Origin of the sequence: Fischerella thermalis PCC 7521, assembly GCF_000317225.1 — a bacterium.
GTDB classification, from domain to species: Bacteria; Cyanobacteriota; Cyanobacteriia; order Cyanobacteriales; family Nostocaceae; genus Fischerella; species Fischerella thermalis.
In genome coordinates this window covers 1-17,182 of the sequence record NZ_AJLL01000032.1, presented here as the reverse complement: position 1 = coordinate 17,182, position 17,182 = coordinate 1, and the positions used below count along the sequence as shown (strand labels likewise).

Annotated in this window: 13 protein-coding genes; 8 read left to right on the top strand and 5 right to left on the bottom strand. The window is 40.1% G+C overall.

Annotated elements, in window-relative coordinates; all coding sequences use genetic code 11:
* Window positions 1-479: 479 nt before the first annotated feature.
* From psbV to petJ, 3 genes are all read left to right on the top strand, one after another.
* Window positions 480-971 carry a photosystem II cytochrome c-550 gene (gene psbV / locus UYK_RS0106890; RefSeq protein ID WP_009458211.1) on the top strand — a complete coding sequence of 164 codons (492 nt, stop codon included), beginning with the start codon at window positions 480-482 and terminating at the stop codon, window positions 969-971.
* Window positions 972-1,182: 211 nt separating this feature from the next.
* A complete protein-coding gene (gene petE / locus UYK_RS0106885) occupies window positions 1,183-1,593 on the top strand; it encodes a plastocyanin (protein ID WP_009458210.1) in 411 nt (136 codons plus the stop codon).
* 228 nt (window positions 1,594-1,821) lie between these two features.
* Window positions 1,822-2,166 (top strand): cytochrome c6 PetJ, encoded by a 345-nt coding sequence (gene petJ / locus UYK_RS0106880; RefSeq protein WP_009458209.1) that lies wholly within the window; start codon window positions 1,822-1,824, stop codon window positions 2,164-2,166.
* Between the two features lie 56 nt (window positions 2,167-2,222).
* On the opposite strand, the gene UYK_RS0106875 is transcribed toward petJ, so the two are convergent.
* Window positions 2,223-3,755 carry a hypothetical protein gene (locus UYK_RS0106875; RefSeq protein WP_009458208.1) on the bottom strand — a complete coding sequence of 511 codons (1,533 nt, stop codon included), beginning with the start codon at window positions 3,753-3,755 and terminating at the stop codon, window positions 2,223-2,225.
* Between the two features lie 1,108 nt (window positions 3,756-4,863).
* On the opposite strand from UYK_RS0106875, the gene UYK_RS0106870 reads away from it, so the two are divergent.
* The 3 genes from UYK_RS0106870 to UYK_RS0106860 all read left to right on the top strand — a co-directional run bounded on the left by UYK_RS0106870 (window position 4,864) and on the right by UYK_RS0106860 (window position 9,569).
* On the top strand, window positions 4,864-5,949 hold the full coding sequence (locus UYK_RS0106870; RefSeq protein ID WP_009458207.1) for a serine/threonine-protein kinase: 1,086 nt from the start codon (window positions 4,864-4,866) through the stop codon (window positions 5,947-5,949).
* 370 nt (window positions 5,950-6,319) lie between these two features.
* The gene (locus UYK_RS0106865) at window positions 6,320-8,359 is read left to right on the top strand and encodes a serine/threonine-protein kinase (protein ID WP_009458206.1); all 2,040 of its coding nucleotides are present in this window, start codon (window positions 6,320-6,322) and stop codon (window positions 8,357-8,359) included.
* A gap of 157 nt (window positions 8,360-8,516) precedes the next feature.
* Window positions 8,517-9,569, top strand: a complete 1,053-nt coding sequence (locus UYK_RS0106860) for a WD40 repeat domain-containing protein (protein ID WP_016871149.1) — start codon at window positions 8,517-8,519, stop codon at window positions 9,567-9,569.
* 72 nt (window positions 9,570-9,641) lie between these two features.
* On the opposite strand, the gene UYK_RS0106855 is transcribed toward UYK_RS0106860, so the two are convergent.
* A complete protein-coding gene (locus UYK_RS0106855) occupies window positions 9,642-10,943 on the bottom strand; it encodes a PPC domain-containing protein (protein WP_016871148.1) in 1,302 nt (433 codons plus the stop codon).
* A 555-nt stretch (window positions 10,944-11,498) separates the two neighbouring features.
* Here UYK_RS0106855 and UYK_RS0106850 point away from each other — a divergent pair.
* Window positions 11,499-13,565, top strand: a complete 2,067-nt coding sequence (locus UYK_RS0106850; RefSeq protein ID WP_016871147.1) for a serine/threonine-protein kinase — start codon at window positions 11,499-11,501, stop codon at window positions 13,563-13,565.
* A gap of 95 nt (window positions 13,566-13,660) precedes the next feature.
* On the opposite strand, the gene UYK_RS0106845 is transcribed toward UYK_RS0106850, so the two are convergent.
* Window positions 13,661-14,890 (bottom strand): molybdopterin molybdotransferase MoeA, encoded by a 1,230-nt coding sequence (locus UYK_RS0106845; RefSeq protein ID WP_016871145.1) that lies wholly within the window; start codon window positions 14,888-14,890, stop codon window positions 13,661-13,663.
* A 163-nt stretch (window positions 14,891-15,053) separates the two neighbouring features.
* Complete coding sequence (locus tag UYK_RS0106840; protein ID WP_016871144.1) at window positions 15,054-15,629, bottom strand: hypothetical protein; 576 nt, start codon at window positions 15,627-15,629, stop codon at window positions 15,054-15,056.
* Window positions 15,630-15,838: 209 nt separating this feature from the next.
* Here UYK_RS0106840 and UYK_RS0106835 point away from each other — a divergent pair, with 209 nt between their 5' ends.
* On the top strand, window positions 15,839-16,255 hold the full coding sequence (locus UYK_RS0106835) for a hypothetical protein (RefSeq protein WP_009458199.1): 417 nt from the start codon (window positions 15,839-15,841) through the stop codon (window positions 16,253-16,255).
* Here the strand turns inward: UYK_RS0106835 and UYK_RS0106830 are convergent.
* Complete coding sequence (locus UYK_RS0106830) at window positions 16,252-17,025, bottom strand: class II glutamine amidotransferase (protein ID WP_009458198.1); 774 nt, start codon at window positions 17,023-17,025, stop codon at window positions 16,252-16,254. The genes UYK_RS0106835 and UYK_RS0106830 overlap by 4 nt on opposite strands.
* Window positions 17,026-17,182 lie beyond the last annotated feature (157 nt).

Sequence of the window (17,182 nt, the reverse complement as noted above, 5' to 3'; positions counted from 1 at the left end):
TGGAAACTCCTCTAGACAAGTTGACTGGTTGAAAGAAGAATCCCACACCTTGAAGGTCTGGGAGTGTCAAAAGACGGATATCAGAATAATACAAGTGCGATCGCAACTTATTTTCAGTAAAAATACTCATGTTTATATCTCTCTATTTTCCTATCTCCCTACCCAGTAGTTGGGGCAACAAATTGGCCTCTTAACGTGATATTTGTATAACAGCGACTCTATCTATATCTGTCAGTTAACCTAATTTATGGGTTGTGCAAACCTATTAATCACAAAGATACCAGCAGATAACGCCCCTCTTAGAGGATGGATGTTATCTGTTTGCAACCAATATAGTTGAGTTCGTTGTTAGTGGTTGGTAGAACAAACGACAAACAACAAACAACAAACAACAAACATTGACAACTGGCAGTTAACAAAAAAAGATTGAGTATCGTGATATTTAGCTGTGTTGAGTGTCAAAATCTTTAAGGGGAAAGATGTTAAAAAGACTAATTGGCATTTTTGTAGTTACTGTGTTGCTGACTTTTCAGTTTGTTGTCGGTAGTGCAACAGCAGTGGAGTTAGATGAAGCTTCACGCACAGTAGCGTTAAATGAAAAGGGTGACACAGTTGTAGTCAGCCTGAAACAGCTTACAGAAGGCAAACGCTTGTTTAATGAAACTTGTTCTCAGTGTCATCCTGGTGGTATCACCAAAACCAACCAAAACGTAGGACTTGATCCTGAGGCTTTGGCGTTGGCAACACCACCCCGTAACAACATTGAAGGACTAGTGGACTACATGAAAAACCCCACTACCTACGATGGAGAAGAGGAAATTTCTGAGTTACATCCCAGCATCAAGAGTGCTGATATTTTCACAGAAATGAGAAATCTCACTGATGATGACTTGAAGGCGATCGCTGCTTATATCCTAGTACAACCAAAAGTAATTGGAATTAAGTGGGGCGGTGGTAAAATTTATTACTAAACCTCCTCCGATCAACATAGTCATCATTTTTTAGTCATCAGTCTTTTGTTAAGTAGTCCAAGATGAATAGGACTACTTACAAAAGGCCAATAACTATAATTTTGCTCACTTTTCTCACAAAAAACTTACATCTACGACATATTGTCATATTTGGCGTTAATTTTATCTAAAATGAATAGAGGAAAATAAAACTTGTTGATTGGAGAAGGCTATGAAATTAATTGCGGCCGGCTTGCGTCGCTTTGGTTTAGCATTGTTAACAATTCTTTTAGTTGTTGGCAGCTTTGCTGTTTTTACTCCTAGTGCTGCGGCTGACACATATACAGTCAAACTTGGCAGTGATAAGGGAATGCTGGCATTTGAACCTGCAAAATTGACTGTCAAGCCAGGTGACACTATTAAATGGGTAAATAACAAAGTTCCTCCCCACAATGTTGTATTCGATCCTGCTCAATCTAAAAGTGCTGATTTAGCTAAATCTTTTACTCATAAGCAGTTACTGATGAGTCCCGGCCAAGAATATGAGACCACAATCCCCGCAGATGCTCCCAAAGGTGAATATACATTCTATTGTGAGCCTCACCGTGGTGCTGGCATGGTTGGTAAACTCACTGTTGAATAGCACTCCAATCTAGTTCCAAGAGATATTTCTGTGGAAAGTTAATTGACAGTGCCAATTTTGGATTTCGCGAAAAGCTTTGAGCGCCGCAAGTCAGCGCTCAAAGCTTTTTTTTGGATGCAAATCTAAAATTCAAAATTGGTTTACTTCACCTTGAAAGCTTTTAGCAGCCATAGAATATTACTAAAAGGATTTTTTCAGGGGCTAAAAGCTTATCCCAAGGAGAATATTTTGAGAATTCTATTATTAATTTTGCTATTTGCGATCGCGCTGTCATTTTTTATATTTACCAGTCCAGTACAAGCAGCCGAAATATCTGATGCTGCCAAAATATTTAATTCTAACTGTGCTTCTTGTCATATTGGTGGTGGTAATGTTCTCATCGCTGAGAAGACTTTGAAAAAGGAAGCCTTACAACAGTATCTGAAAAATTACGATACTGACTCTATTGCAGCGATTATTCACCAAATACAAAATGGGAAAAACGCCATGCCTGCTTTTAAAAGCAAGTTAAGCGAAGATGAAATTATCCAAGTAGCTGCTTACGTTTTTCAAAAAGCAGAACAGGGTTGGTAATATCAAATTCAGTGAATAGTTATCAGTTAACAAATAACTGATAACTATATCATTGTTTACTGTGAATTTGATTTTTGTCTTTCCTGTTTAACTTGGCGTAATTGTTGTAATAGTTTGTGGTTGGGATTTTGAGTGTTATTAACTTGCAACTGAGATGCTTGTGGGGTTGGTTGAGCCTGATTTGTCCCCACTTGCACTGGTGATGTTGTAGGTTTTACAGTCGCTTGTGTGGGTTGTTGCTGTTGAGGTAATTGTTGATTTTGCGGAAGCGATCGCAAACGCTGCTGTAAATTTTGCTGACCGCTTGGATATGACTGTGTTTTACTTGTTTCCAAAATCGGCAATTTTTGAGGAACTAATACAGGCAATTTTGGTGGAGTAGCAGCTGCGGGAGTGATGTTACTATTTGGTAAGAAAGAGAGTCTAAATGGATAGTACTGAGGTTTACCATTGGACTGCACAGGATTTTTTTGGAAATAATCTCTAAAGTATTCCCGTGCTGCGATCTTAAGGTTAGATGAAACTGAATTATCTAGAAACTCTATCGATTCAACCTGACCGTCTGCGTAGACTAAACCACCTTCTATTTCACCTTCCTGTCCTCTTTGACCACTAACGGTTTCGGAGATAGGTTTTTTGGTTTCAATGTTGGGGTATTGATCCCTTACTTTGCGTAATTGATCATTTAAAGAAGTGATTTTCGCGATTTGTTGTGCTGTCACCTGGGATGTTGTCGGTGCGGGTGGTGGCAATTCAGGCTTTTGAAGCGTGGGCTGTTGTGGTTGCCATTGCGGTAAGCTTGTACCGCCCATTGCTAAGTTTCCTCCTAGTTGCGGAGTGCCACCAGGAGCCACAAATTCCTGATTATGAAGCCCCGGCGGAGTGTTAGGGTTATTTGAAGAGTTGGAAGCCGGGGTGTTGGGCAGATTACTGGGTATGTTAGCAGCCTGTAAATCTGGCAAATTTGTGGGGTATACGGAGTTAGAGGTGTTGACAGAAGATGGTAGCGGTTGCGGTTTTCCTAAGCCAATCTCATCCTGTAGACGACTAACTTTCCTATCATTGACACGCGGAATAGTTGTTGTGTCGCTTTGGCTGACATCATACTTTGGTTGAAGTTGGAAGTTTTGCCTTCGAGCTACCTGCAACTGATTCTTTTGCGGTAGAGGCAAGATACTGACTCGGTTCGGAGATAAGGGAACAGGAGTTAGTGGTGGTTCAACCAGAGAAGTTGTTGGCGGTTGTGCCGGTAAGGGTGTTGATTTGAACGCAAAGTTAGGGAAAGGAGGAACTTGTGCTTGTATGGGAACTTGCCCAGCTTGCGGTAACTGTGTCTGTAAAGGAATTCCTGGTTGCTTGGGAAGCCCAGATGTGGTTGTTTGCGGCAGACGATTTTGATCAGCCTGGTTTAATTCAACAAGTCCTACGCCAGTTTTTGGTGATTTTGTCTCTTTTGGTTTGGTTTCCAACTGCATCCACGGGAGAAATAAGGCGATTACACCGTGGATACCAACAGAGGCTAATACTGCTATCCCTGTTGGCTGACTAATTATTTCTGGTATGGTTTTTAATATGGAGACGTATGACATAGCTGTTCTCGTTCACTCGGCTTGATTGAAGTAAGCTGAACAAATTAATTTTTGACCACAAGTAATAACTATTCAGTAATTGCGTTCCTCTACAAATAATAACTTCCCACACCATCAGGCAAAACAGGAAAGCTGCAACGTCTTGAAAGTGATTTTATTAAAATTGATATAACATTGTACTAGAAATTCTGTTCTGTCAATGCTTATCTTTAAGAATAGTTATTTTATACAATCATTAGGCTTGTCAGAGCTACAAGAGGCATTCAGGCTGACTATTGGCTAAGTTAAGGTCTAAATTGGCAGAGACAGAAAGAATAAAGTTTTACTTTGTAATTGCAAATACAAACATACAAAGGCTCCTAGATAAATCACAGTTGTTGGAGGTACTTAAGTATAACTTAATATTTTCAGACTGGCTAAAAATATATTCAACAAGCAGTTAATATTCAGTTTCAAACTTTATGCCTGTAAAGTAAAACCTCTCGTCACCTAAGGTTGCTTCTCTCGTAGTAGACAACCGCATACACAAAAATTGTTTAATCACTCCACATCTAGTCTCGTTACGCCACTTTACTTAATGCACTATCCAGTGAATTTCGGCGCATTAGGAGTACTTCCATAAGGTACTCTACCAAATTCTACAAAGTTTGACATTTAGCCACCAACTAGATGAGGATAACAAGGAATAGAAGGGGAAGATTTGTATCAATAATTTTGTGAAATGGTATGAGGTAGTAAAATCGGGGATACGTAAAAATTCTATCCGGGGAATTTCGCTCCCTATTTTTAAAATTTTGATTTTAAATTGTAAATTAGAAGATTGCTCAGGTCAGGATTTGACAAAGATACAGTCAGAATACTGGCGTAAATAAAATTTTGTGGTTACATTAAAAACATTCTTGGTAACTAAGTCAATTATCAAGGTTGGGTGACGTGACAACCTCATTTGTTAAAAGTGATGGATCAAACGGCAGGTTACCCGGTAATGGGTAATAGGTAAGAACTGGTTCTCATTTTTCCAATTATCAATTACCAGAACAAGCCCACTGTTAAATATTGGGCGAATTATCCTTATTTCATTTTTAATTCTCAATTCCCTTGTTGTGCAATGAATCACTTTTCTTCTGCTTCCAAGACATCAAGTTTTCATGCAGACATTCTCAAGGAAACTCAGATTGGTCAACTTTGTGGTTGTTCAAAATTATTTCGCGATCGCTACGAAATTTTACGCATTTTGGGTCGGGGTGGTTTTGGTGTTACATTTTTAGCCAAAGATGCAGTATTACCTGGGAATCCTTTATGTGTGATTAAACTGCTTTGTCCGAAGGTGACAAGTCGCCAAAGTCGAGAACGCGCTTGTATGCATTTCAAGAAAGAAGCAAAAACTTTAGCTCAACTTGGTAGCCATTCCCAAATTCCCATGCTTTTAGACTATTTTGAAGTCAATGGAGAATTTTATCTAGTTCAAGAATATATACAGGGTGTGAATTTAGCATGGGAGGTCAAACGCAAAGGCCCTAAAAGTGAAGCTGAGGTGAAGCAGTTTTTGCGAGAACTACTACCAGTACTGCATTATATTCATAAACATCATGTTATTCATCGAGATATTAAGCCTCATAATTTACTGCGCTGTCAGGATGATCAAAGATTGGTGCTGATTGATTTTGGTGCAGTCAAAGAAGAATTACTAGACGTCACAGGTGCAATCACTGAAAGCAATCATACACATTTTGTAGGAACGATGGGATTTGCACCACCAGAACAATTTTCCTTACGTCCTGTTTACGCCAGTGATATTTACGCTGTAGGCGTCACCTGTCTTTATCTTTTAACAGGAAAATCACCTTTAGAATTTGACCAGGATCCAGTTTCCGGCGAAATTAGTTGGCACAAACAAGTTAAAGTTAGCGAACATTTTGCTCTGGTCTTAAATCAAATGCTCAAGTTTTCTTTGGATGAGCGTTTTCAGTCAGCAGATGAAGTGATGTGGACTTTAGGTATGGAATCCTACGTGCCAAATTTAACTAGCTGCTTAACTAACCAAAGGCTGGCAAGTAAAACTAAAATTACCAACAAAGTTACTGATGCATACTTGCCACCTGTAGCAAGGACTGCAAGTGCTATTCGGGAATGGCAAGCAAAACTCAAGACCCGCAAATCTATTGAGCAAAGAAATATTTATATATCAAATTAATTTTTCAATAATATAAATTAATCAACAAATAAATGCATACTATCGAGCAAGTTTGAAGTTGCTTGATTAACACTAATAAATTAATCAATCAAGATAATTTATTGTGCTTAATTAATGAATACTATCAATTTAAATTGTAAATCTGGTCAATAAAGTTCTGATATATCTAATACCTCAAGTTTTGAGGTTGGAAAATCCTAGTAGGATATAGCTTGATATTTACTGATATATTAATCTACTAGCTTGTAGTCAGAAAATATACAAAATTTTTAATAGAATTTAGTATAATACAAAGGATTATTATTAATATACAAAAATTTTCAGGGCATCCTTAACTTCATTTACCACGCAGTTGTAACTCTTGTAATAAATGATCTGCTGCTTAAATCCTGATTGCCCACATCCCCTCAATCCTGATGGAAAGGAGTTCTGCCAAACTTGTAACAGTCCACTCGTGCAGCTGTTACGGAAGCGCTTTCGTGTCATCCGGGTGCTTTCAGATGAGGGTGGATTTGGTAGAACCTATTTGGCAGAAGATATAGATAAACTCAATGAACGCTGCGTTATCAAACAATTAGCACCAAAATTTCAAGAAAGCTGGGCCCTTTCCAAAGCGATGGATCTATTTCAGCGAGAGGCACAGCGGCTGCAACAACTCGGAGAACATCCGCAAATACCAACTTTATTGGCTTACTTTGAAGAAAACACATACCTGTATTTGGTGCAGCAGTTCATAGATGGACAGAACTTATTAAAAGAGTTGCAACAGAAAAGAGGGTATAGTGCTAAAGAAATTCGAGAAATTTTGTTAGATTTACTACCTGTTCTTAGATTTATTCATGAACGAGGAGTGATCCATAGAGACATCAAGCCACAGAATATTATCCGGCGTAAAATTGATGGGCGTCTATGCTTGATAGATTTTGGTTCTTCTAAGCAATTAACGGCGAAAGTACACATACAAATGGGTACTTCTATAGGTTCACATGGCTATTCAGCAATTGAACAAATTAGAGACGGTAAAGCCTACCCAGCCAGCGATTTATTTAGTTTAGGGGCTACTTGTTTTCATCTGCTTACAGGAATTTCCCCTTTTAAACTTTGGACAGAACATGGCTACGCCTGGGTGCAAGATTGGCAACAATATTTGAAGAGTCCGATCGCTACTGAATTGGTTGAAGTCATTGACAAGCTATTAGCAAAAGATGTGCAGCAGCGCTATCAATCAGCTGAACAAGTGCTAAAAGACTTGATGCGCAAGCAGCTATCAGACCGAAAAACGGAAACCGCTAACTCATCAGTGATATTACCACCAACCCAACCACCATTTATACCAAGAAAATATGCACTGCTGAGAAATTCATTCTTGGTGGGTTCTTTAGTCATGGTAATAGTGTTGGGTGAGTTCTTTTATCGGCAGTCTCACAACTTTAACTTTTCCATTTCTTCTCGTTTTGGTCAAGGGGACGACACATCAACAAATAATGAAGCTATTCTTCCTCGATCTTCTAAACTACCATTGGGGAATTTTTATTTAGCGCATACATTCAAATCACCTTCCAAATCGGTTTTGTCTGTTGCGATTAGCCCAGATGATAAGACAATTGTCAGCAACAGCGGTGACAGTATTAAACTCTGGAGTCTAGCCACTGGACAGGAGATTATTACTCTTAAAGGGCATAGCGATCGCGTTAATGTTGTTAGCATCACCCCAGACGGGCAAACCTTGGTCAGTGGTAGTGAGGACGGAACCATCAAACTCTGGAATCTAGCCAGAGGACAGGAAATCCGAACTTTTGCAGGACATAGGAATTCAGTTCATACCCTTGCTATTAGTCCGGATGGCAGTATTTTAGCTAACGGTAGCGATGACAATACGATTAAACTGTGGGATTTAACGACGACCCAGGAAATCCACACTCTCAATGGTCATACTTCTTGGGTACGAGCGATCGCCTTCAGCCCTGATCAAAAAACTTTAGTTAGTGGTAGTCGTGATCAAACTATCAAAGTTTGGGATGTGACAACTGGACGAGAAATCCGTACTCTTACCGGACATACTCAAACTGTCACATCGATCGCCATAACACCGGATGGGAAAACCCTGATCAGTGGTAGTGATGATAAGACCATCAAAATTTGGGATTTGACAACCGGAAAACAAATCCGTACCCTCACAGGTCATTCTGGAGGAGTTCGGTCTGTTGTTCTCAGTCCAGATGGTCAAACTCTAGCTAGTGGTAGTGGTGACAAGACTATTAAATTGTGGAATCTAAAAACAGGCGAAGCAATTCGCACCCTAGCAGGACACGGCGACGGAGTTCAGTCTTTGGCTTTTAGTCAAAATGGCAACATCCTTGTTAGTGGTGGTTTTGACAACACCATCAAGATTTGGCGAGTCTCAAGTTAACCATTTTTTTACATATAAAAAGTAATGTTAAAGATTTGCCAATAAAGCTGAAAAGTCATTCATCCAATGGGTAAATAAATTTATCCCCACAAAAATATATACAATCTCTGGTTTGTGAATTTCACAGCATGAGACCTAAGCAACTGCTGAATTTGCAATGTCTGTACAAATGAGTTACTCAAAAATCAAAGTTTTAACGGGTGCGGCGATCGTGCTTTTAGGAGCTGGAGGAACTTGGCTGTGGCAATCTGCCCCAGGCGCAACCAGCTTATCTGTTCAAAGCGCTAATCAGCTAGATAAATCGGCGTGGGTAAATGTTGGGATTGGCGACGCTCTCACCCTAAAAGGACATGCCAACTCGGTTTGGTCTGTCGCAATTAGCCCTGATGGTCAAAAAGCCGCTTCGGCAAGCACAGACAAAACTATCAAAATTTGGGATCTGGCAACAGGAACAGAATTACACACCTTGAAGGGGCATTCTCAATGGATCAATGCTGTTGCTATCAGTCCTGATGGCAAAATGCTTGCTTCCGCCAGTGCAGATAATACCATCATTCTTTGGGATTTGCCAACAGGAAAATTAATTCGTACCTTAAAGGGACATTTAGCTTCGGTTCAGTCTATCGCCTTCAGTTCAGATAACAAAGCTTTAGTCAGTGGCAGTTGGGATCAGAGCATTAAACTGTGGGATGTCACCACAGGCAAACAAATTCGCAGCCTGAAAGGAGATTGTGATGTTGTAGATGCGATCGCCATTAGTCCCGATGGTAACACGGTTGCTAGTAGTAGCTATTTTGACAACGCTATTAAAGTGTGGAATGTAAACACAGGAAAACTAATTCGTGTTTTGAGAGGTCACGAGCAAGCAGCTCATTCTCTTGCTTTTAGTCCTAATAGCAACACTCTAGCAAGTGGTGGCTGGGACAACACGATCAAGTTGTGGGATTTGAAAACTGGTAAAGAAACTTACACATTCACAGGACATACCAACAAAGTCTGGTCTGTCAGCTTTAGTCCAGATGGTAATACCTTGGCTAGTGGTAGTTGGGACAAGACCATCAGACTTTGGAATGTGAACACCGGACAAGAAATTCGCACCCTTGCTGGACATGACGACAAAGTTTGGTCTATCGCCTTTAGTGCTGATGGTACTTCTGTTGCAAGTAGTAGTCTTGACAAAACGATCAAAATCTGGCGGGTAGCGCAATGAAAATGGTTGGTAGTTGCTTGTTGATAGTTGGTTGGAAAACAATCAACTACCAACAAACAACAATCAGCTAAATCAAAAAACAGTCAATCGATATGTACCTGTTCGTTGAGGAACAGAAGAAATCACTACAACATAGTAAGTACCATCTTCAGGTAACTTAGCTCGATCAATCAGCGCCGTGTATCTACCATCTTTGTCGTTATCTGCGGCAATTACTTGACCTTTAGAATTGAAAAGGACAATATAGGGAGAAAATTCTTCTAAGACGCTATCTACACGTATGCTTACAAGTTGGTCTCTTTTGCCTTCAAAGCTAGAAACATTGTAAGGGCTGCCATTCTTTCTCAGATTGGAGCCATTTGCTGTTAATTGCTCTGATTCATCAAGAGTGTAACTGGCTCTGTCGTTCCTTAAAGCCAAACTATAGCGTCCTATTTCTCCAGGATTACGGCTAGTAACTGCGATTGTATAAACACCTCGCTGAGGTAGTCTGACAAACAAAAATGCATCTTTAGCTTCCCCACTACTTCTTTTAGCCAGAACGTTATTGTTGGGGTCAAGCAAAATCATGAACGGATTGAGGTTCAGATTACTAGAGTGGCGTTGATCAGCACTACCCACAAGTCTAATTTGAATTAATTGATTTTCTCGACCCTCAAACTGATAAAAGTGAAAATACCTGCCTTGGGATTTAAAGTCACCCGGCGCTAAGACACCTAATTGAATGTCTACAAAGTTAATTGGTCTAGCGTTAGGTATTTTGCTTCCAGAAACAGGTGAGCCACCAGAAGTCCTATTATTGGTTGTACCCTGATTGTTGGTTGGCTTGGGAGTCCTAGAACGTGAAGAATTAGCAGGACGAGAATTCGGCTGTGGTGCTGGTTGAGTACTTCCAGGAGAAGGACGGTATGTAGGCTGTGGTGCTGGTCGATTACTAGGGGTAGAAGGACGGTATGTAGGCTGTGGTGCTGGTCGATTACTAGGGGTAGATGCTGGAGTTGGAGATGTTGTGGGTGCAGGACTAGTTGTGGGTGCAGGACTAGGGGAACCAGTATCAGAAGGCTGTGGCGTGGGAGTTGATGCTGGAGTTGGAGATGATGTGGGTGTGGGGGGAATGGGAGACTCTACTGGTGGATTAGTTTGAGCAGGTGGAGACGGTTGTGTAACAGGAATTTGCTCAATTGCTTGTTTTACTGCTTCTGGCTCTCTCTCATCTGGTGTTTTGGCAATTTTGAATTCTCGCGATTGTTTTGGAATTTCTAAGGCATTGATAGGCAGAGGATAATTTGTAATTAACAAACTGCTACTAAGAAAAATAATTAAAGCCAAATCAAATTTATGCCAAAAATTTTTGTTGCTTTTTCCTTTGAACATATCACTCCTCAAAATTTCGATTCATAATATAGTTAAAAACTTAATTTTTTATTTTGAAGTCGCTAAATTTTTACTAAAGTTTATTTATGTTTTGAGATTAATTTTAGAAATAATTTGAGTCATATTTGAGTTTCGCATTAATTACTAATAATTTATGACTTTAAATAAATACCTCCTGTTTTTACTACTTTAGATAGTTGTTTTTATAAAATTTGAAATATGTAAACTCTACATCAGAGCTTGTATTGTTTTTGCATAGTCTTTATCATACCAAAGTGGTATTTAGGAAATTTTTAACTGAACATTGGTACAAGTCTGTTAAAAATTTCGTTTACGTGCTTCTTTCGCAGTATACAATTTGGGTACACAAGCGCACTTATCGCAGCGGCTGTTCTGCCAGTAACCATGATGATAGAAAAATGTCTATACTTTAATTTTAGATTGCTTAGTTACCAGTAGATTTCTTTCTGAGTCAGAAAGTTTATTTTGGCAACTTAATAGCAAAATGATACGACATGAATTAATATATACTCAAGCTGCAAATTTATTTTTAGTATGATTTGCTGCCTGAATCCCGAGTGCCAACATCCTTTAAATCCTGATGGTAGCCAATATTGTCAGAATTGTAAAACACCACTAGTACCTCTGCTGAGAGGTCACTATCGTGTTATCGAAAGATTGTCTGTAGAAGGTGGATTTAGTATCACCTATCTAGCGGAGGATATCGACAAACTAAATGAAAAATGTGTTGTTAAGCAATTAGCGCCAAAAGTCAAAGATACAGGGGCGTTAAAAAAAGCGGTTCAGCTTTTTGAACAAGAAGCCAAACGATTGCAAGAGTTAGGAGAACACCCACAAATTCCTCATCTGCTAGCTTACTTTGAGCAAGATAACTACTTATATTTAGTACAGCAATATATTCATGGACAAAATTTACTCAAAGAATTGCAGCAGCGGGGAAGATTTAGCGAAAGAGAAATTCGAGAACTTTTATTAGATTTACTACCAGTTCTTAAATTTATCCACGATCGCGGAGTAGTTCACCGAGATATCAAGCCTCAAAACATTATTCGCCGTAAATCTTTGCATCCTTCTTTAGAAAGAGATTCAAAGGGGGAGTTAGTATTAATTGATTTTGGAGCCTCGAAGCTGCTGACAACAACAGTGCAGCCAAAAATGGGAACAACTATCGGTTCACACGGCTATACTCCCATTGAACAAATGCAGGATGGAGAGGCTTATCCAGCAAGTGATTTATTTAGTTTGGGGGCTACTTGTTTTTACCTACTAACTGGAACTTCTCCATCCAAATTGTGGATGCAACAAGGTTATGGTTGGGTATCATCTTGGTGGCAATATTTCAGCACTCCTAGTAGAGGTGGACTTGCCCTTTCTATGGAGTTGGGTAGGGTCTTGGACAAGCTACTAAAGATAGAGATTCAAGAACGCTATCAATCAGCCGATGATGTGATTAAAGATTTATCACGTCAACCACCGCCATTACCAGAACTTGATGAAACCATACTGTCAGGTTCGCCAGCAAATAGAGGCGGATTTTTGGCAAAATTAACTAAAAAACTGAAAAATAGCCTGTTAGTTAATGCTGTGATTGTCATATTGGCATTAGCAGGGGTTTGGTATTTTCAGTCTCGCCAACAGATAACTCAGTCTTCTGATTTTGTTCCACCTCAAGATATTATTGTCCAAAACTCTGACGAACCCAGCACTTTAAAAGGACATGCCAGTGATGTTAATTCTGTGGCTTTTGACTCGGATGGACAAAAGCTGGCTAGTGGTAGTGATGACAAAACTATTAAAATATGGGATTTAGCAACCCAAAAAGAAATTCAAACCTTGAAAGGACATTCCGGATGGATTTGGGGTGTGGTATTTAGTCGGGATGGGCAAACTCTTGCGAGTGCGAGTGCAGATCAAACAGTCAAATTATGGGATCTGGCAACGGGCAGGGAAATTCGCACTTTTAAGGGACATCAAGCTGGGGTAACATCTGTAGCCTTTAGTCCTGATGGACAAACTCTTGCTACTGCTGGCTTAGACAAGACAGTCAAACTGTGGAATGTGGAAACTGGAAAAGAAATTTGCACTCTTGTTGGACATTCTGGGGCGATCGCTTCTGTAGCTTTTAGTCCCGATGGGCAAACTGTTGCCAGTGGTAGCTGGGACAAGACAATTAAACTATGGAATGTCAATACTACTAAGAATATCCGTACTTTCACAGGACACTCTGATTTGATTATTTCTGTAGCTTTTAGTCCCGACGGTACTAGCCTAGCTAGTGGTAGTAAAGACAAAACTATTAAATTGTGGGACTTAGCAACAGGAAAAGCAACTCTGACTTTAAAAGAGCATACCGATAAAGTCAATTCCATCGCCTTTGTACCTAACACTGCTAAAAATAAGTCTTTAGATACAGTCAGACTTGTAAGTGGTAGTAGTGACAATACGATTAAACTGTGGGATCTCAAAACAGGAAAAGAAATTCGTACTCTCAAAAGAGATTCTGGTTATATCTATTCTGTTGCCATTAGTCCAGATGGGCAGACTGTTGTTAGTGGCGGTAGTGCAGACAATATTATTAAGATTTGGCGAGTGCAGAATTGAGTTTGGGGATTGGGGATTGGAAAGGGACAAGGAGGACAAAGAAGACAAGGAAGAAAACAAACAACTAACCACTAACCACTAACAACTCACGTTAGTTAATTGAGTAAAACTTGTACTTCTTCTCCTGAAGAAATTAGTGTTTGTCCCACAGACATGACAGCTAAAGCGTTAGTTTGGGCGAGATTAATGAGATTGCCAGAACTTTGACTGCCACCAGCAAGCTGAAATTCATAAATTCCGTTTTGTAAATGTAATTTGCCCCAAAAATAAGTTTCCCGTTTACCGTCAGATCGCAATTCCTGACGAGTGAATGCTTTGATAAACTTTGGTTGCCAACCGTCTACCAACCCAGAAACTTTTTTAATAGTTGGTTGTACAAATCGCCAGAATGTTACTAATGCCGATGCTGGATTTCCGGGTAAACCAAAGTAAATCACTTGATTTCTAAATGTCGCAACCGTGAGAGGTTTACCAGGCTTCATTGCCACTGCTTGAATGTGAATTTTCCCCTTTAAAGACTCGATAATCTGCTGAACATAGTCATAATCTCCCACGGAAACACCACCAGAAGAAATCACTATGTCGGCGTTAGATACCGCATAGGCGATCGCTTTTTCTAAGGCAGGCGGTTCATCTGGGACTATGCCTAACATTAATGGTTCTGCCCCACTCTGCCTCACCAAAGCTGCTAAAGCATACTGGTTAGAATCGACAATTTGCCCTGGTTGCAGGGGTTTTTTTGGGGGGACAAGTTCATTACCTGTAGAAAAGATTGCTACTCGTGGACGTCGATAAACACTGACTTGGGTACACTGGGCAGTCGCTAACACAGCAATTTCTGCCCCATTTAACATAATTCCTGGTGGTAATAATTGCGTCCCGGCTTGATAATAAGCTGCACGTTGTCTGATAAATTCTTGTGGTTTTTGAGGCGCTGTCAAGATCAATACACGGTTTTCCTGTCGCTGTGTATTTTCCTGCATTACCACAGTATCCGCACCTGCTGGTAGAACTGCACCAGTAAAAATCCGTGCTGCTTGCCCTGGTTCAATAGTAGACTGGGGTTGATACCCAGCCGGAATTTCTTCAACAATCTCTAAAATCGCTGGCTGTTGTTGAGTCGCCTGCTGTACATCAGCGTAACGCACAGCGTAACCATCCATTGCTGAGTTATCCCAATAGGGAAAGTGCATTTGACTTGTAACCGCAGAAGCAAGAATGCGACTATCTGCTGCTAACAAATCGACAATTTCTGTATCCTGCTGGTTGTCTAGAGGTGATACTAAATTGAAAATAGTTGCTTCTGCTTCGCTAACCGACAGCATTAGAGATAACTCCGACTAAATCCAAACGAATAATTTATCCGTGTGTATCTGTGTGCATCTGTGTACCCTACGGGAAGCCGCTACGCGTCTACGATTTCTCACACATAAATTTTGCCGTGATTTTGATAGAAGTACGATTACTCAGGCTGTAAAGAGATAAAGTTCAGCCATTCACATCTACTTCTGGCCAAAGTCTTTCCAACTGGCGTCGCCAAGCAGCTAAAGTTTCTTCTCTTGCTTGTGAAGTTTGGTTTTCATCTCCCATTAATCCTTCAGCGTAGAAACGTTCCAGGTTTTGCATCGTCGATTCTAGGGACTGACCTTGGAGTTTCGCAGCTATAATCACCTGGCGAATGCGACTTTCTACTAGCCGATTAAAGACATCATCTAAACCAGCTGCATGTAAACTAATGAGTCTGGCGATCGCATCTCGAAAATCTTCTACAACCAAGCTGTTACAGCTATGTTGAAATACTCCCCAGACTACACCTTGCTGTAAGGCGTAGCGTACTTGCTGAGTATCATCAAAATTTGCTTCTAAAAACTGTTCTAAAAAAGGTTGGGCTTGTTGTGCTGGTACAATCGGTATCAAAAGTCGCAACCAACTTTCATCGTCTGAAAGTAGTACCAGTAGACGAAAGGTAGAAGTTTCTACTTGCCAAGAACCGGGTGCGATCGCCTTGACATCTGCTTCACCAAATAATTCTGCTAGTGTAGCTGCAATTTCTGAAGGTGTCATAGTGTTTTTTTGATCCACTATCTAGCCTAGCGCAGCTTTGGTATTAGTTAATGGTTGGTTGTTGGTTGTTGGTTGTTCAAAAGATGCACACAGATAAACACCGATGGTTGATGAGATTGCTGCTAAATTAATCCCCGATCCCTGTTAAGAGTTCCCTATTTTCAAGATAGATTTCAGTTAATTGAAAATTTATTGTTTTAATTGTGTTTATGAATAAACCTGTGATCTGGGTACACGGAGACTGCTTAAGTCCACATAACCCCGCATTGCAAGAATATCCAGATGCACCTGCTATCTGGGTTTGGGATGATGCATTACTAGAAGAATGGCAACTTAGCCTCAAACGCATCGCTTTTATCTACGAATGTTTGCTAGAGTTACCTGTAATGATCCGGCGTGGCGATGTAGCAGAAGAAATTTTAGCTTTTGCCAAGGAAAATAATGCTACCAAAGTAGCAACAGTAGAAAGTCCTAGTCCCCGATTTGAAAGTATTTGTCAGCAAATAGAACGTTCTATAGATTTGGAAATTTTTGAATTAGAACCATTTTTTGATTATGACGGTTATATAGACCTGAAGCGCTTTTCTCGTTACTGGAAAGTGGCAGAAAAATATGTTTTTGATTAAGCTAACTGCAAAGGTAATCCATCTTGAAATGCTAGTAATTCTCCTGGTTTAATGATTGTCCAGACTTCGTTGTCGGTGAGGGGCGTGGTAGCAATCACGGCGACGCGATCGCTTGGTTTTGTCAATTCGCGAAAATCTACTGTTAAGTCTTGATCAATTAAGTGAGCAGCGGCAAACGGTGCTTGCCTGATAATGTAGCAAAGTTTGGTGGAACAGTGACTAAAAAAGTATTCTCCGTCCGATAATAAGTAATTAAAAACACCTATCTCAGAAATTTTATCAGTAATTTTTCTCAGGACAGGATATAGTTTTTCCAGAGAAGGTCTACCTTCAGGAAAACTTTGACGTATCGTTTCTAAAATCAAGCAGAAAGCTTTCTCACTGTCAGTATTTCCTACAGGTTGATAATATTGCATATCAGTAGGATTAAATTCTGGTAAATCACCGTTGTGGGCAAATACCCAATACCTCCCCCACAATTCCCGACGAAAGGGATGGCAGTTTTCTAGAGCAATTTCACCTTGGGTAGCTTTGCGGATATGGGCTATCACATGAGTGGAATGAATTGGATAACATCGCACTAACTCTGCAATGGGAGAACTAATCGAGGGTATGGCATCGATAAACATTCGACATCCCTTTCCCTCAAAAAAAGCAATACCCCAACCATCACGGTGATCATCAGTTTTTCCGCCACGTGCCGCAAAGCCTTCAAAAGAAAAGCAAATATCTGTGGGGGTATTGCAATTCATTCCTAGCAGTTGACACATGGCGTATTTCTGGGCTAAATACTAATGGTTGTGGGTTTAACCTTTTTTATATCATTGACTGTCCGCCCAGAGAGTACTCAAAATTGCGATCGCAATAAAGTTATTAGTTATTGTCTAACTTGAAGTGAGCTAAAAATATCTTTCCCCTCCCAGCGTG

What these genes read in the sequence shown, in the direction of transcription:
- psbV (WP_009458211.1), top strand. Translation starts at nt 480, where the DNA reads ATGTTAAAAAGACTAATTGGCATTTTTGTAGTTACTGTGTTGCTGACT.
- petE (WP_009458210.1), top strand. Translation starts at nt 1,183, where the DNA reads ATGAAATTAATTGCGGCCGGCTTGCGTCGCTTTGGTTTAGCATTGTTA.
- UYK_RS0106875 (WP_009458208.1), bottom strand. Translation starts at nt 3,755, where the DNA reads ATGTCATACGTCTCCATATTAAAAACCATACCAGAAATAATTAGTCAG.
- UYK_RS0106870 (WP_009458207.1), top strand. Translation starts at nt 4,864, where the DNA reads ATGAATCACTTTTCTTCTGCTTCCAAGACATCAAGTTTTCATGCAGAC.
- UYK_RS0106865 (WP_009458206.1), top strand. Translation starts at nt 6,320, where the DNA reads ATGATCTGCTGCTTAAATCCTGATTGCCCACATCCCCTCAATCCTGAT.
- UYK_RS0106860 (WP_016871149.1), top strand. Translation starts at nt 8,517, where the DNA reads ATGTCTGTACAAATGAGTTACTCAAAAATCAAAGTTTTAACGGGTGCG.
- UYK_RS0106855 (WP_016871148.1), bottom strand. Translation starts at nt 10,943, where the DNA reads ATGTTCAAAGGAAAAAGCAACAAAAATTTTTGGCATAAATTTGATTTG.
- UYK_RS0106850 (WP_016871147.1), top strand. Translation starts at nt 11,499, where the DNA reads ATGATTTGCTGCCTGAATCCCGAGTGCCAACATCCTTTAAATCCTGAT.
- UYK_RS0106845 (WP_016871145.1), bottom strand. Translation starts at nt 14,890, where the DNA reads ATGCTGTCGGTTAGCGAAGCAGAAGCAACTATTTTCAATTTAGTATCA.
- UYK_RS0106840 (WP_016871144.1), bottom strand. Translation starts at nt 15,629, where the DNA reads ATGACACCTTCAGAAATTGCAGCTACACTAGCAGAATTATTTGGTGAA.
- UYK_RS0106835 (WP_009458199.1), top strand. Translation starts at nt 15,839, where the DNA reads ATGAATAAACCTGTGATCTGGGTACACGGAGACTGCTTAAGTCCACAT.
- UYK_RS0106830 (WP_009458198.1), bottom strand. Translation starts at nt 17,025, where the DNA reads ATGTGTCAACTGCTAGGAATGAATTGCAATACCCCCACAGATATTTGC.